Here is a 15,115-nt window from a genome sequence, read left to right on the forward strand (position 1 = left end):
CTGCTCTAGTCTACTGTTGTGCCGATCAATTGGCCGTAGATTCTTGAGGCTGATTTACTTAAACTTTAAGCTTTGCCAGCCTTGCTGCCGCAGCCGATTGAGGCCGTCGCGTGTTCCCCAAAACTGACAGCAAAAAGCGGCGACCTGAGCAGACTGAGTCAAAGCCTGAACAAAAGTGCTGTGGGGCTGTAAAATCCAGTGGCAAAACGCGCCGTGAAAAATATCCCCTGCTCCTAAGGTGTCAACAGCCCTAACCTGGGGTACCGATAGCGTCCCCTGCTCCTGAAACTGCCAAAATTCGATTGGGCGATCGCCGTGGGTGACGGCAATTTGCGCAATTCCCAAGTCTTGTAGGTAAGCGACAACCTCCGGGGTGGACTGGCAACCCGGTGGATAGAAGTTTTCTGAGCAAATGGCGTAGGTAGCCTGGGGTAGAACGTGTTCAAAACCAGGTTTCCAGCTACCACCATCAATCACCACCGGAATCTGCTGAACTTTGGCCTGCTGAGCCACCCTCTGACTAACGGCCATCTGATGACCATCGATGAGCACAACTTCGGCTGTGAGTTCGGGCGGCAGGTTGTGAGGTGCTGCCTGCAGATCTACGGCATTGCGCGAAACCACAGCGCGATCGCCCGTGGACTGGGTTACTAAAATAGAGGAGGCGGGCAGCATTTGAGCGTAGTGCGGCATCAGGTCAAAAGATTGAACCTGTTGCTGCTGTAGTTCTTGCCGCAGCAGCCCTGATAGAGGATGCTGGCCTAAAACGCTCATTAGCTGTGCAATATTGCCCAGGCTTTGAAAAGCGATCGCCGCGTTGGTTGCAGGCCCGCCCGCCGTCATCAGGCTGGCTGAGGCGACTAGTTTCTCATTAGCCTGAGGCACACGGGGAACCTGATAGATTAAGTCGAGGGTGGTCATGCCGACAAAGAGACCACGCTTGGGCTGTTCACGCATAGGCTGGGGTTGCAAATTTACTAGTGACAGAATCGAGCATAGGGGCGCTTTACATTGTAGGGACGCCCATTGGTAATTTAGAGGACATGACGCTGCGAGCGGTGCGGGTGCTGGGGGAAGCTGACCTGATCGCCGCCGAAGATACTCGCCATACAGGCAAGCTATTACAGCACTTTCAGATCAAGACACCGCAGCTTAGCTATCATGAACATAATCAGCAGCAGCGTATTCCAGAAATCTTGCGGCTGCTTCAGCAGGGTAAAACAGTTGCTCTGGTTTCTGACGCGGGGATGCCGGGAATTTCTGATCCGGGCTATGAGCTAGTCAAAGCGTGTCGGGCGGCCAACCTGCCAGTAATTCCGATTCCAGGTGTGACCGCTGCCATTACCGCGATCGCCGCTTCCGGTTTACCCACCGATCGCTTCACTTTTGAAGGTTTTCTGCCCGCTAAGGGCAAGGCCAGACGCGATCGCCTCCAGGCTATCCAGTCAGAACCATGCACCCTAATCTTTTACGAAGCCCCTCACCGCTTGGAAAAGACGCTGGCTGATTTAGCCGATACCTTGGGCGGCGATCGCCTAATCACGACCGCCCGCGAACTCACTAAGCGCTACGAGGAGTTTTGGCAGGGAACCCTGACTGAAGCGATCGCTCACTACCAAACCACGTCACCCAAAGGAGAATTCACCCTGGTTGTAGCCGGTGCACCAGCAGATAACCTGTTACTCACCAGCCCAGCAGAAATCCGGGCAGCACTGGCGGCGCTGATGAACCAGGGCTTATCGCGATCGCAGGCCAGTCGTCAAATAGCGCCGCAGACTAACCTGTCCCGTCAGCAAGTTTACAAATTGGCAATTGCGCCCGAGACAGAGTAAGTCAGCTAAAGATTCGATCTTTCGGCTCCTTCCTTGGGTAGATATAAAACTCTATTTCCTTCAGTTTGCTATTTCTTTAAATAGAACGTTTGTCTTTTAAGATTTAGTGATCTATACATCAAAAGTTCCTGAGAGCTTTGGCAAGGAATTATCTTTTCAATATCAGGAAGTTTAATTTTGACTAACAATTAAAAAGCTCCAGAAGATTGTGTTTTTGGCGATCTTCTGGCTTTGATCTATCTATTAATCAGAGTTGACTACCTCAATTTCAAAAATTTTGCCCCTCCTCATCCAATGTTCGTTGAAAATATACAAAACAAATTAAGGGTAGTACCTTCAACTAGATTTTGGGTAACGCCTCTAACAAATTACCTGCAAATTTTTATTGCTGCATCCGTAGTTTTAGGCATTTTTTTTCGATTTGCCAACCTAGATTTGAAGCCTTTTTGGGTTGATGAAGTCATCAACACCCATTACACGTTCGGCTACACAGAGGTAGATATCGGCAATCAGGTTCAAGACTGGCAGGGTCAGGCTATCAGTATTGAAGAACTACACAGATTTCAGTCGCCCAGCCCCAATAAAACCCCGGTCGATACGATTAGAGCGCTAGCGCTTGAAGAACCTCAAAGCCCCCCCCTCTACTATCTTTTACTGAGAGGATGGATACAAATTTTTGGCGATTCTGTCGCTATCCGAAGAAGCCTATCCGTTTTCTTTAGTCTGCTCACTTTTCCCTGTATTTATTGGCTGAGCAAAGAGTTATTCAACTCAAATTTAGTCGCTTGGCTATCTGTAACGCTGTTCTCAGTTTCTCCCATTCACATTATCTATGCTCAAGAAGCTCGCTATTACGCCGCCTGGACGGCAATAGTTGCTTTATCTAGTGCAGTTTTTTTATGGTCAGTTCGATGTAAACACAGCTTGGCATGGGTGCTCTATGCAGCCACTTTGACCGTAGGACTATACATATATCCTTTCACAGGTCTAATTGCCATCAGTCATGGAATTTATTTAGCGTTTATCAACAAGTTTAAGCTGAACCAGGAAACTGTTAATTATCTGCTGTCGCTTTTTGCTAGCGTTGTTGCTTTTGCGCCGTGGGGCTGGCTGATCGCTATTAACTCTGGCCAAATGTCTGACTGGAGACAGCAAAAAATACCTCTGCTGATGCTGGTAAAAGCCTGGCTGTCTAGCTTAAGTATTACGCTATGGGATTTTTATGGGGATGGCTTATGGAGTATTTCAAACAAAGAATTTTTATTGATCTTTTTTCTGCTTGTTTTATTTGGGTATGCGTTTTACTGTCTAATTCGCGGTACTTCTAGAAAAAGCTGGCTTTTTATCTTAGTGCTGATATTAGTGCCTTGGCTTTTTTTAGCACTGCCGGATCTAATTAAAGGCGGAATACGCTCAACTATTCCCCGTTATTTAATGTCCTGCTACTTGGGCATACAGCTAGCAACTGCATATACCTTCGGGACTAAAATCAGTCTAAATCCGACCAGTTTTCTACAGCGAAGAATATGGAAATTCATCCTCTACATAACCCTATCAATTAGTCTTTTTTCCTGTTTGACTTATTCCCAAGCAAAAGTTTGGTGGAACAAGAGTAACAATGTTGATAATCCTAAAATTTCTAAACTTATCAATAAGTCTGAAAGTGCTCTGGTAATTGCCAGGCTCACAAGCAACGATGGTAGATCAATTCTCTCATTGAGTTACTCTTTAGAGCCGAACGTCCAACTTCAGCTACTGCATGACGAGTTTAACGCGCCCAAAATTCCCGATGGATTCGCAGATATTTTCTTGTACTCGCTGCCCGACACGTTGAAAGAAGATATCAAGGCGGAAAACAACGCTGAGATTGAGGTGGTTTACCAAGGCAACACGCGAGTTTTGGAAAAGCTCAAGCAATAAGTTGCCGCCTCACAAATATCTTGAGGATCTAAAAAACGACTAGCAAGGATGGATAAATTATCCTCGCTAGTCGTTTTACTATTGTTTTAGTAATAGCTGAGTTTTAGCCCAATGCTTCAGCTCCGCCAACAACTTCTAGAATTTCCTGAGTAATTGCGGCCTGACGCGCCTTGTTGTAAGACAGGGTTAGGGTTTTCACTAGCTCGGAAGCATTGTCGCTGGCATTGTTCATCGCCGTCATCCGCGCGGCCAGTTCACTAGCAGCAGCTTCTTGTAGCGCCCGCAGAATTTGGTTGTTGAGGTAGAGCGGCAATAAAGCGTCTAGAATTTGTACCGGATCCTGTTCGAAAATCATGTCCTGGGGCAGATTTTCCAGAGGCGATTCTACCCGCTCACGCTCAACCCGAAACTGACCGCCGCGCGTAGTCAAGCGGAAGATTTCGTCATCCGAGGCTTCTAGACCTTGAGGATCAAGCGGCAGCAGGGTTTGTACGACTGGGCGAGAGCTAATCAGCGAAACAAACTTAGTATAGACTAGCTCAACTCGATCAACTGTCCCTGAAAGAAACAGTGAAAGCAGCTCGTCGGCAATATTTGATGCTTCCTCAGCCGTCGGGATTTGCTCTAGCTCAGTAAAAGAAGCGCTAATGGGGACATCACGGCGCTTGAAGTGTTGGTTAGCTTTGCGGCCTACAATAACGTACTTATAGCCTACGCCCTCTTTTTCCAACTCTTTGGCACGGATTTCAGCCCGCTTGATAACGTTGATGTTATAGCCGCCGCAAAGACCGCGATCGCCAGAAATAACCAGCAATCCAACGTTCTCAACTTCTCTCTGCTTCAGCAGCGGCAGATCGGCATCTTCAAAGCGGAGACGGGTTTGTAGCCCGTAGAGCACCTGAGCTAGCCGGTCGGCAAAGGGACGAGTTGCCGTTACCTGCTCTTGTGCCCGCCGAACCTTGGCGGCAGCCACCAAGCGCATAGCTTCGGTAATTTTGCGCGTATTCTTAACTGACTTAATGCGATCGCGAATAGATTTGAGATTTGGCATCGGCCTTCCTCGTACCGGTGATATCAAAGGCAGTGGGAGTAGCTGCTGTCTGTTGTCAACAGCTACCCACTAACACGGAGCTTAGACAGTCGCCATGAAGGCTTGCTTGGCTTCAGTAATGCCTTCTTCAAGCAGGCTGATAATCTCGTCATTGAGCTTTTTCTCGTTTCTGACTAGCTCAGCATACTTGGGCTTATTGTTGCGGATATACTCGCGCATCTCAACGGCGAAGTTAGATACTTTCTCCACCGGTACATCATCCATAAAGCCATTGATACCGGCGTAGATGATCGCGATTTGCTCCTCAACCGGCAGTGGCGAATATTGAGGCTGCTTCAGCAGTTCCCGGAGACGCTGACCGCGAGCTAGCTGTTTCTGCGTGGCCTGATCCAGGTCAGAAGCAAACTGGGCGAACGCCTGCAGTTCGTCGTACTGAGCTAGCTCCAGCTTCACCTTACCAGCTACCTTCTTCATGGCCTTAATCTGCGCGGCTGATCCCACCCGTGAAACGGAAATACCGGCGTTGATGGCAGGCCGCAGGCCGGAGTTAAACAGGTCAGAAGACAAGAAAATCTGACCGTCTGTAATAGAAATTACGTTGGTGGGAATGTAGGCTGAAACGTCACCTGCCTGGGTTTCGATAATCGGCAGTGCCGTCATGCTGCCTTCGCCGAGGGCAGGGCTTAGTTTGGCTGCCCGCTCTAGCAGACGGGAGTGGAGATAGAAAACGTCACCGGGGTAAGCTTCCCGTCCGGGCGGACGACGCAGCAGCAGCGACATCTGACGATAGGCTTGAGCTTGTTTGGTCAGGTCATCATAGATCACCAGGGTATGGCGACCGTTATACATGAAGTATTCAGCTAGCGCTGCGCCGGTATAGGGAGCGAGATACTGCAGCGGAGCCGGGTCATTGGCATTGGCAGCGACTACAATGGTGTACTCCATTGCGCCCCGCTCTTCCAAAACGCTGACGATCTGCGCTACCGAAGAGGCTTTTTGACCAATTGCTACGTAAACACAGACTACGTTTTGGTCGTGCTGGTTGAGAATGGTGTCGATCGCGATCGCAGTTTTGCCAGTTTGGCGATCGCCAATGATTAGCTCTCGCTGACCGCGTCCTACCGGAATCATAGCGTCAATAGCCGTAATCCCTGTCTGCAGCGGCTCGTAAACTGACTTCCGCTCAATAATGCCAGGCGCTCCCGACTCAATTAGACGAGTTTCAGAAGTTTGAATATCGCCTTTGCCATCTAGCGGACGAGCGAGAGAATCCACAACGCGGCCCAGCAGGGCTTCGCCTACCGGAACTTCAGCAATCCGCCCCGTTGACTTAACCGAACTCCCTTCTTGAATATCGCGGCCGCTGCCCATCAGCACCGCGCCCACGTTATCTTCTTCCAGGTTGAGGGCGATACCCACAGTACCGTCTTCAAACTCCAGCAGTTCACCTGCCATCGCCTTATCTAGGCCATAAATTCGAGCAATACCGTCTCCAACCTGGAGTACTGTTCCCACGTTGGAAACTTTAATCTCCTGATCGTACTGTTCGATCTGCTGTCGAATAATGCTGCTAATTTCGTCAGGTCTGATGCTTACCATAAAAGTTACTGAATCTCTAAGAACAGTGAGTAGGTTATCAAAAGTGCGAGCAAGTCAGAATCAGGCGGCACTGCCGAGCTGTAGTCCAATTCGACGAAGCTGACTGCGAAGGCTGGCATCAACCACCTGAGAACCAACCTTAATAATGACGCCCCCTAGCAGATCGGGATCAATTTGAGTTTCCAAATCGACACCTTGAGCCTCCGTCATCGACAAAACCTTTTGACGTACAGACTCCTTCTGTTCGTCTGTCAGTTCGATGGCAGAAGTCACTTCAGCCAGCACCGTCTTGTTCAAATCCCGCAGCAATGACTGATACTGCTTCAAAACGCCTGTCAGCAGAGAGATACGCCCTCTGTCAATCAGCAGCATGAGAAAGTTGAGCATGTAGGGATGAAGACTCTCTGAGGCCACCTGACGCAGAACAGATTTCTTTGCCTCTGCGCCCACTAGCGGGCTGCCCAAAAACTGATTGAGTTCTGCTGACTCCTGCAGAATCGAGAGCAAGCCAGCGGCGTCTTCACCAAAGCGATCGGTTAAACTCTGATCCTTCGCCAAAGACATCAGTCCCTGCGCGTAGGGGTCGATAATTTCTGAATTAACTAGACTGCCGCTCATCAACGACCTCCTAACAGTGCAATACTCTTGTCTACTAGCTGTCGCTGGACATCTTCATTAAGCCGGTCGGCTAGCTGGGCTTCAACTCGGTCCATTGCCAGAGCCGCTATGCGCTTCTGCAATTCCCGCATAACCTTGTCTTGCTGAGCTGACAAATCCTGCTCAGCCGCCGCCTGCAATCGCTCAACGTCTTTGTCGGCCTGCTGCAAGATTTCACCCCTGGCCCGCGTCGCGTTTTCTTCAGCTCTCGCCTTGATTTGCTCCGCTTCAACCTGAGCCTGAGCTAGCTTCTGCTGCTGCTCAGCCAGCGCCGAGGAGGCTTCCTGCTTGCGTTTCTCGGCTGCTTTGATAGCGGCTTCAATCTCTTGCCGACGGGTTGCCAGGGTATTCCCCAGAAACTTACTGCCGAAGTAAAATAAGACACCAATAATAATTGCCAGGTTGATCAGATTTGTCTCTAGCAAATCAAAATTCAGCCCTACGCCACCTTCTTCGACAGCTAGCAATCTGAAAAAAACTATACTTTCCATCACGGATACACGCTGCCCACAGTAATCAAAGTCACTTCAAATAATCAAAGGTTGGCAGCTTGCAGCTTACTCAAGACGCAGTAGGATGCAAACTACTCGTTATCTAACTTCAGCTATGTTGAAACGCCAGCTAAAACCTTGTTTAAAATTTGCTGACTCAGTTCATCAACCTGGCCTTCAAGCGTGGCCATAGCCGCCGCTTTCTGCTGATCGATTTCCTGCTGCGCTTGTTCTCGCTTAGCCTGAGCTTCTTGCTGAGCGGCTGCAATCTTAGCAGATGACTGCTTCTGAGCTTCCTCACGGGCGTCAGCAATTAAAGCCTGAGACTGACGGCGCGTGTCTGCCAGTTCCTGCTCGTACTGCTGGGCTAAACGCTCAGCTTTTTGCAACCGCTCTTCAGCCTCTGCCTGACTACCGCGAATGTAGCCATCACGCTCATCGATCGCGTTGCCTAAGGGCTTGTAAAAGACGGCATTTAGAATAACGGCCAAAATCACAAACTGCACAGCAACCAGAGGAAGCGTGGCGTCAAAGTCAAAGAGACCCCCTCCCTCAGCAGCAGCCTCAACCGCCAATAGCGTTATCCAATATGTCATAAGTCAATGCCCTCATGTCATAGAGGGGCTTGAAAATCAAAACGTTTACTATTGACCCGCAAATTTTAGAGGAAGTTGACTAGCAACTCCCTCTTCCATATCTACTTCTTAGCTAAAAGGGTTAGCAAAGAGCAGAACGAGAGCAACAACCAGGCCGTAAATGGTAAGCGCTTCCATGAAGGCCAAGCTCAGCAGTAGAGTACCGCGAATTTTACCTTCAGCTTCGGGCTGACGCGCAATACCTTCTACCGCTTGACCTGCCGCGTTACCCTGACCGATTCCAGGCCCAATAGCTGCTAGACCAACAGCTAATGCAGCAGCTACAACGGAAGCAGCAGCAATAATAGGATCCATGTGTTCCTTACCTCAAAGTGAAAATTGACAGACTAAAACAGATTTGGAGGGAAAATGAGGCCAGTCAACCTCGATACATTAGGCTTTGTGCCTTAGTTGATGAGCAGTAAAGGACGTAAGTCCAGCATCAACCAACTGTCAACTGAGCGATCTTTATCACTCATGCTCTTCTACACCATGCCCTTCCATTGCTTCACCAATGTAGGCAGCCGCTAGCGTAGCGAAAATCAATGCCTGAATTGCGCTGGTGAAGAGTCCTAAAGCCATTACCGGCAGCGGTACAAACAGAGGTACCAGCAGCACTAGAACAGCTACAACCAGCTCGTCTGCCAAGATGTTGCCAAACAGACGGAAGCTAAGGGAAAGAGGCTTGGTGAAATCTTCAAGAATATTGATTGGCAGCAGAATGGGAGTCGGCTCAATATAGCGAGCAAAATAGCCAAGTCCACGCTTGCTAAATCCGGCGTAAAAATAAGCAACCGAAGTCAGCAGAGCCAGCGCCACTGTTGTATTGATGTCGTTGGTTGGAGCTGCAAGTTCACCAGCGGGCAAATGAATCAGCCGCCAAGGAACCAGCGCACCTGACCAGTTAGAGACAAAGATGAACAGAAAAAGCGTGCCGACAAAGGGAACCCAGGGGCGATATTCCTTTTCACCAATCTGGTTTTTTGCCAGGTCACGAATGAACTCTAGCGCATACTCCATAAAGTTCTGCAGACCCGAAGGAATCCGCTCAACCTTCCGGGTTGCTAACAGTGAGGCAATCACCAGCACCGCGATCACAAACCAGGAAGTGAGGAAGACCTGACCGTGCACCTTTAAGTTGCCAATATGCCAGTAAAGATGCTGCCCCACCTCTAACTCAGCTAGAGGCAAGGGAAATACAGAAGACAAGGGATTCAACATCTCCATAAACTTTAAGATTTCCGTAGGAATCTGCAGATAAAAAGGATGCTAGACTACCGAAAATTCCATTATTCCGATGTCAGCGCGGCCCAGACTGTGTACCCCAGCAAAGACCCTTTGTAGGTCAAAAAACCTAAAAATATAGGAACTACTTCAAGCTGGTTGAGTTGGCTAGCGACAACCATCAAGCCAATAAACAAGGCCAGTCGCCCGCTGCCGAGTCGCTGTTTTTGGCGACCCAATTGTGCCACGCTTTTAGCCAACATCCTCAAGTAAACCACACCTGTGCACGCTCCGATTAAATAATTCAGAGCGATGTGCAAGGAATAGAAAACCCAGACAAACCCAAAGACAATTCCTGATAGCAAGAGGGTGTACCATAGCAGACCTTGCTGCAGCTGATAGTACTCCTGCATAGACTCACTCGGCTGGGCTGAGGACAGCTGAGGTTCTGTGTCTGACGCTTGCACCGAATCTACTTCAAGAGACTCTCTGGACGAACTCACAACCTCATATTCCTTGCTGGCATAAAAGCTTTAGCCAACCTTCAAGCCAGAGCAGATCATATCACGGCAATAATACTTAATGGAAATTTGGGTATTGGATTTTGCAGAATTATTTTTCGCCAGCTAGATTTAGCGATCGCCTATTGCGGCTCTAGGATAATTAGCTGCTGCGACTGAAGCTGCCGCACGGTTTCCAAAGGCGTCGATAATTTTTCTGCTATCTGTCCTACGGTTTCGGAAGTCTGATTGCGATCGCAGGCCTGCAAGAAGTCAAATTCTGCCGGGGATAGCTTGGTGATTTGGTAGTCGTAGTTGAACACAGACTGGCTCGGCCAGCCTTCCATGCAGGGGTGACGCTGGGGGATGGCTTTCAGTAGCTGAGCCTCATCTTGCCAGTCAGCCACAGGCAAGGGCGGACGGCTGAGGAAAAACTCGTAGTGACTGATATCTGGATCGAGCAGCTCAATTAGGCGATAGCGCTGGCGATCGCTCAAATTTTGCGTCCGTTCAATTAGTTCTGGCGCTTGGCCCAACAGTCGCTCAATCTGCCAGTACTGCGGATTAGAGAACCCGACAAAATCCAGCTCAGAAGCGGCAATCAGCTCAAACAGCGAGTCAACAGTGTAGTCCACCTCTTGCGGATGCACGTACATATCGGCAAAGCACTCGTCCCGCTGATTCTCCATCGACCAGCGCTGCTTTTCGCGCTGTACCAGACGGTTCTTTTCCGGTAGTGAGGCGAGGACCTGCCGCCCGACTTTAACGCCATCGGTGTAGTCTCCCCGCCGATCGCCCTGGAGCAGCGCGATCGCCTGCTGCATCAGGCTAATTTCCCAGCGGCCTAAGGCAGCATAGACAAAGATGTGCATCAGGCCGCCGGGGGCCAGCTTAGGGGCGATCGCCTGAATTCCCCGGACTGGATCGGGCAGGTGATGCAGGACGCCGACGCAGTTGATCAGATCAAACTGACCCGAAATCTGATCGATGTCGTAGAGGCTGAGATTGTGAAACTCGACTCGCTCGGCTCCGGAGCGGCGACAACGCTCACGGGCAATGTCAATGGCGGCGACGCTAAGATCTACGCCTACCACTTCGGCCTGCGGATTCAGGTGTACTAGATACTCAGTGCCGACACCCGTGCCGCAGCCCACATCCAGAATACGGATATTCTCTCTAGGCGGCTTTTGTCCTGTACAAAAAGCGTAGGCCGCCAACCAGTTCCAGCGCCAGTTATAGCCCGGCGGTGGCTCGTCTAAAATTGGCTCTGGCGGAAAGGGATAGGTGTTGTAAAGCTGGGCGACGCGATCGCTAATCTGACGAGTTTTTGATGCTTCCATCTCGGTTTAAATGCTTGTCCAATTGAATCTAGGTAAATCTAAGGCTAAGGGGAAATCTAGGGCTGCGGCAGACCGCTTCAGCGCCCACAGAACACAGGGGAAACACTCACGACAACAAGCCGTAACAAAACGTCAAAAACGATGCCTTTTATTGCGATGACGTAACAAAACTTATCTTTTTTCTCAGGGAGTTTCCCCTATCTCTTATGATTGCCTGAAGAAGTTAAGCGCTGAGATGTTACACACTTTTTAATAAATCACTGTGACATCCCGAAACGTTTTAATCTGAAACCTAGATAAATAATTTTAGGTTGAATCCTGACTAACCAATTCCATGCAATTTTACAAACTCAAAGTCGGCGCTGGAGTTTCCGCTTTGTAGCCCTTTGAGCAAGTAGCTTGGAATCGCAAGGCAGGTCTGAATGCAGACACTAGTTGAGAAGGGAGCCTTTGAGATCTAATGAGTGTTACAGCAAGCGGTGGAAGCTCTGTTGCGCGGCCACAACTCTATCAGACTCTTCCGGTCGCCACGATCTCCCAAGCTGAGCAGCAAGATCGCTATATCACCCGGGGCGAGCTGACCGAGTTAGCTAATTTTTTTGAGTCGGGCGCTAAGCGTTTGGAAATTGCCCAAACGCTGACTCGCAAATCGGAACTGATTGTGTCTCAGGCGGCCAATCGTATCTTTACGGGCGGATCGCCTTTGGCTTATTTGGAAAGACCAGAGGAAACGGATGCGCCTGAAATAACCCGCGGGGGTACCGTCTTAGACGACAAGGAAGCGGCTAAGCTGGGAACCGCCACCTATGTTGAGAGTGGAGGCGGATTTTTTGAAGGGCTGAGATCGCTTTTTAGCGCTGCCAGTTCCGGGCCGATTCCTCCCGGATTTCGGCCAATTAACGTTTCTCGTTATGGCCCCAGCAACATGCAAAAGTCGCTGCGGGATTTGAGCTGGTTTCTGCGCTACACCACCTATGCCATTGTGGCGGGTGACCCCAATATTCTCTCGGTCAATATCCGAGGGCTGCGGGAAATTATCGAAAATGCCTGCTCTAGCGCCGCTACCATAGTGGCACTGCAAACAATGGAGCAGGTAGCGCTTAGCTACTTCAAGCAAGATGCAGAAGCTCAGGAAACTGTGGCTCGCTACTTTGGCGTAGTCGTTTCCGAGTTCAAAGCGCCGACGCCTTCTAATAAGCTACGTCAGCGTTCCTCATCTGATCTGCAGGGTTTAGAACTACCACAGATTTACTACAACGCCGCCGAAAGACGCCCGGTCTATGCTATGAAGCCGGGACTCTCTGCTAGCGAGAAGATGACGGTGGTGAAAGCAGCCTACCGTCAAGTATTTGAGCGAGACATTACCCGCGCTTATTCGCTATCAATTTCTGACCTAGAATCCAAGGTCAAGAACGGCGAAATCTCCATGAAGGAGTTTATTCGACGGCTGGCGAAGTCTCCGCTCTACCGCAAAAACTTCTACGAACCCTATATCAACAGCCGGGCGATTGAGCTAGGCTTCCGTCACATTCTGGGACGCGGCCCTAGTTCTCGCGAAGAAGTGCAAAAGTACTTCTCGATTATTTCTGAGGGCGGCTGGTCAGCCTTCGTGGATGCTCTAGTGGATTCTAGGGAGTACGGCGACTACTTCAACGAAGAAACGGTTCCCTACATTCGCGGCTTGGGTCAAGAGGCTCAGGAGTGCCGCAACTGGGGTGCCCAGCAGGATCTGCTCAACTACAGCGCCCCTTTCCGCAAGGTGCCGCAGTTTATCACGCTGTTTGCCAGCTACGAGCAGCCTCTACCCGATCAGCATCCCTATGGCTCTGGTAACGATCCGCTGGAGATCCAGTTTGGCGCTATCTTTCCGAAAGAAACCCGCAACCCCAGCACCAGCCCAGCGCCGTTTAACAAAGATACTCGTCGCATCCTGATTCATCAGGGACCAGGAATCAATAACCAGCTCAGTAATCCCAAAGCGCGGGGTGAGTTCCCAGGCAGCTTAGGGCCAAAAGTCTTCCGTCTAGATCAGCGCCCGTTCTCAGGCATTGGCTCTCAAGGCAATAACAACCAGGGGGTCAAGTTCTCCGAAAGCGGCACTCAGAGAGTCATCAAAGCAGCTTACCGACAAGTCTTTGGCCGCGATGTCTATTCCGGTCAGGGCGATCGCGTGGCTGAGATCAAGCTGGAGAACGGTGAAATCACCGTGCGTGAGTTTATCCGTCGGCTGGCGAAATCGGACACTTTCCGCAACCTCTACTGGTCTTCCATGTATGTGACCAAGGCGGTTGAATATATTCATCGCCGTCTGTTGGGCCGTCCTACCTACGGTCGTCAGGAAATCAATAGCTACTTTGATACCTGCGCAAAGCAGGGCTTCTATGCCCTGGTCGATGCCCTGATTGACAGCAAAGAGTACGAAGAAGCCTTCGGCGAAGACACCGTCCCCTACGAGCGCTACTTAACGCCAGCGGGTGTGGCAATGCGATCGCTGCGGGTGGGTGCTATTCAGGAGCGCGGCGCCAAAGTCGAGCCTGAAACAACCCCTCGCTTTATTGAGCTGGGAGCGGTTTCTGAAAGCAGAACCACCCCCGATGTTCGCTCTCGCGTGCAGCAGGGCGTCAATCGTCAGCGTCAGCAAACCAAGATCTTTAAGCTGACAACCTTAGCTGACAAACCCGCCCTGAAACAGTTAGTTCAAGCGGCTTACCGTCAGATCTTTGAGCGCGATATTGCTCCCTACGTGATCAAGAATGAGTTTACGGAGCTTGAAAGCAAGCTAGGTAATGGCGAAATCAACCTCAAGGAGTTTATTGAGGGTCTGGGATGCTCCGAACTCTACCTCAGAGAGTTCTATACGCCCTACCCCAATACCAAGGTGATTGAGCTAGGAACCAAGCATTTCTTGGGCCGAGCGCCTCAAGATCAGGCTGAAATCCGTAAGTACAACCAGATTTTGGCCAGTGAAGGCATTAGGGGCTTCATCTTTGCCATGCTCAGCACCCCTGAGTATGCCGAATACTTTGGCGAAGACACGGTGCCTTACCGTCGCTTCCCCACCCTGCCTGCAGCCAACTTCCCCAATACGGAGCGGCTATACAACCGCCTGACAAAGCAAAGCAAGGACTTAGTTGTGCCCAGCTTTAGCCCAGTCAAGCCGGATATGGAGACGGCCAACATGCCGATTATGGCCAAGGCCCTCGCTGACGGAGCCGCTCAGGCCAAGCGCCAGGAGTCGATGGTAGCGGGTGTTGGTCGTTCCGTGCAGCCAGCAACGGCTGTGACTCAGCCAGCCACGAGCACACGGGTGTATCGCCTCTCAGACTCTGGCCACAACCTAGAAGCGGTCATCGAGGCCAGCTATCGTCAGGTGATGGACGTAGCGGTGGGTGATATTCCGGCTGAGCTACAGCAGCCTCAGCTAGAGGATCAGCTGCGATCGCGGCAAATTACCGTTCGTCAGTTCGTGCAGCAGCTAGCCACCTCTGAGGCCTATCGCCAGCGTTTTTGCCAGTCCTACCCCGTCGCCAAGCAAGCAGAATTCCTCTGCCGCCACCTGCTAGGGCGATCGCCCCAGCAGCCAGGTGAAGCAGCTAAGCTGAGCCAAATGCTCTCAGAACAGGGCTTAGCCGCAGCGGTAGCGACGCTGGTGCAAGACACCGAGTACAATCGCTACTTTGGTGAGCGTGGCGTTCCCTATAAGCGGGCGGTTTAGCGCCAAACTGACCTTGATTTGCTAGAGGTAGCTCAAAGCCGCTATCTCTAGCCGCAAGAAACCCATCAGCGATCGCGGTTCGAGCCAGCTTGAGCCGCGATCGCTTTTGTCTATTTCAGGCTTAACGGAATATTACGAAAAGCAACACTGA

At 50.6% G+C, this 15,115-nt stretch carries 13 protein-coding genes; 3 read left to right on the forward strand and 10 right to left on the reverse strand.

Features of this window, described 5'->3' with window-relative positions:
- Positions 1–54: 54 nt before the first annotated feature.
- On the reverse strand, positions 55–957 hold the full coding sequence (locus tag QJQ48_RS17830; RefSeq protein ID WP_346292602.1) for a PfkB family carbohydrate kinase: 903 nt from the start codon (positions 955–957) through the stop codon (positions 55–57).
- A 23-nt stretch (positions 958–980) separates the two neighbouring features.
- Here QJQ48_RS17830 and rsmI point away from each other — a divergent pair, with 23 nt between their 5' ends.
- The gene (gene rsmI / locus QJQ48_RS17835) at positions 981–1,832 is read left to right on the forward strand and encodes a 16S rRNA (cytidine(1402)-2'-O)-methyltransferase (RefSeq protein WP_346292603.1); all 852 of its coding nucleotides are present in this window, start codon (positions 981–983) and stop codon (positions 1,830–1,832) included.
- Between the two features lie 294 nt (positions 1,833–2,126).
- Positions 2,127–3,752 (forward strand): glycosyltransferase family 39 protein, encoded by a 1,626-nt coding sequence (locus tag QJQ48_RS17840; RefSeq protein WP_346292604.1) that lies wholly within the window; start codon positions 2,127–2,129, stop codon positions 3,750–3,752.
- Positions 3,753–3,855: 103 nt separating this feature from the next.
- Here QJQ48_RS17840 and QJQ48_RS17845 read toward each other — a convergent pair whose 3' ends face one another.
- From QJQ48_RS17845 to QJQ48_RS17885, 9 genes are all read right to left on the reverse strand, one after another.
- On the reverse strand, positions 3,856–4,803 hold the full coding sequence (locus tag QJQ48_RS17845) for a F0F1 ATP synthase subunit gamma (RefSeq protein WP_346292605.1): 948 nt from the start codon (positions 4,801–4,803) through the stop codon (positions 3,856–3,858).
- Positions 4,804–4,884: 81 nt separating this feature from the next.
- Positions 4,885–6,402 carry a F0F1 ATP synthase subunit alpha gene (gene atpA / locus QJQ48_RS17850; protein WP_346292606.1) on the reverse strand — a complete coding sequence of 506 codons (1,518 nt, stop codon included), beginning with the start codon at positions 6,400–6,402 and terminating at the stop codon, positions 4,885–4,887.
- 60 nt (positions 6,403–6,462) lie between these two features.
- Positions 6,463–7,020: an ATP synthase F1 subunit delta gene (atpH, locus tag QJQ48_RS17855; RefSeq protein WP_346292607.1), complete on the reverse strand. Its 558-nt coding sequence runs from the start codon at positions 7,018–7,020 to the stop codon at positions 6,463–6,465.
- Complete coding sequence (locus QJQ48_RS17860; RefSeq protein WP_346292608.1) at positions 7,020–7,550, reverse strand: F0F1 ATP synthase subunit B; 531 nt, start codon at positions 7,548–7,550, stop codon at positions 7,020–7,022. Before QJQ48_RS17860 ends, atpH begins: the two co-directional genes overlap by 1 nt.
- Positions 7,551–7,663: 113 nt before the next feature.
- Complete coding sequence (locus QJQ48_RS17865; protein ID WP_346292609.1) at positions 7,664–8,146, reverse strand: F0F1 ATP synthase subunit B'; 483 nt, start codon at positions 8,144–8,146, stop codon at positions 7,664–7,666.
- 108 nt (positions 8,147–8,254) lie between these two features.
- The gene (gene atpE / locus QJQ48_RS17870; protein ID WP_346292610.1) at positions 8,255–8,500 is read right to left on the reverse strand and encodes an ATP synthase F0 subunit C; all 246 of its coding nucleotides are present in this window, start codon (positions 8,498–8,500) and stop codon (positions 8,255–8,257) included.
- 156 nt (positions 8,501–8,656) lie between these two features.
- Entirely contained in the window at positions 8,657–9,412 is a 756-nt protein-coding gene (gene atpB, locus QJQ48_RS17875) for a F0F1 ATP synthase subunit A (protein ID WP_346292611.1), read from the reverse strand.
- Positions 9,413–9,474: 62 nt separating this feature from the next.
- Positions 9,475–9,822: an ATP synthase subunit I gene (locus QJQ48_RS17880; protein WP_428843063.1), complete on the reverse strand. Its 348-nt coding sequence runs from the start codon at positions 9,820–9,822 to the stop codon at positions 9,475–9,477.
- Between the two features lie 230 nt (positions 9,823–10,052).
- A complete protein-coding gene (locus tag QJQ48_RS17885) occupies positions 10,053–11,249 on the reverse strand; it encodes a class I SAM-dependent methyltransferase (RefSeq protein ID WP_346292612.1) in 1,197 nt (398 codons plus the stop codon).
- A gap of 460 nt (positions 11,250–11,709) precedes the next feature.
- Between QJQ48_RS17885 and QJQ48_RS17890 the strand changes: the two genes are divergently transcribed.
- On the forward strand, positions 11,710–14,964 hold the full coding sequence (locus tag QJQ48_RS17890) for a phycobilisome rod-core linker polypeptide (protein WP_346292613.1): 3,255 nt from the start codon (positions 11,710–11,712) through the stop codon (positions 14,962–14,964).
- Positions 14,965–15,115: the final 151 nt, after the last annotated feature.

This window comes from Sphaerothrix gracilis Ecp01 (assembly GCF_030405905.1).
GTDB classification, from domain to species: domain Bacteria; phylum Cyanobacteriota; class Cyanobacteriia; order Phormidesmidales; family Phormidesmidaceae; genus Sphaerothrix; species Sphaerothrix gracilis.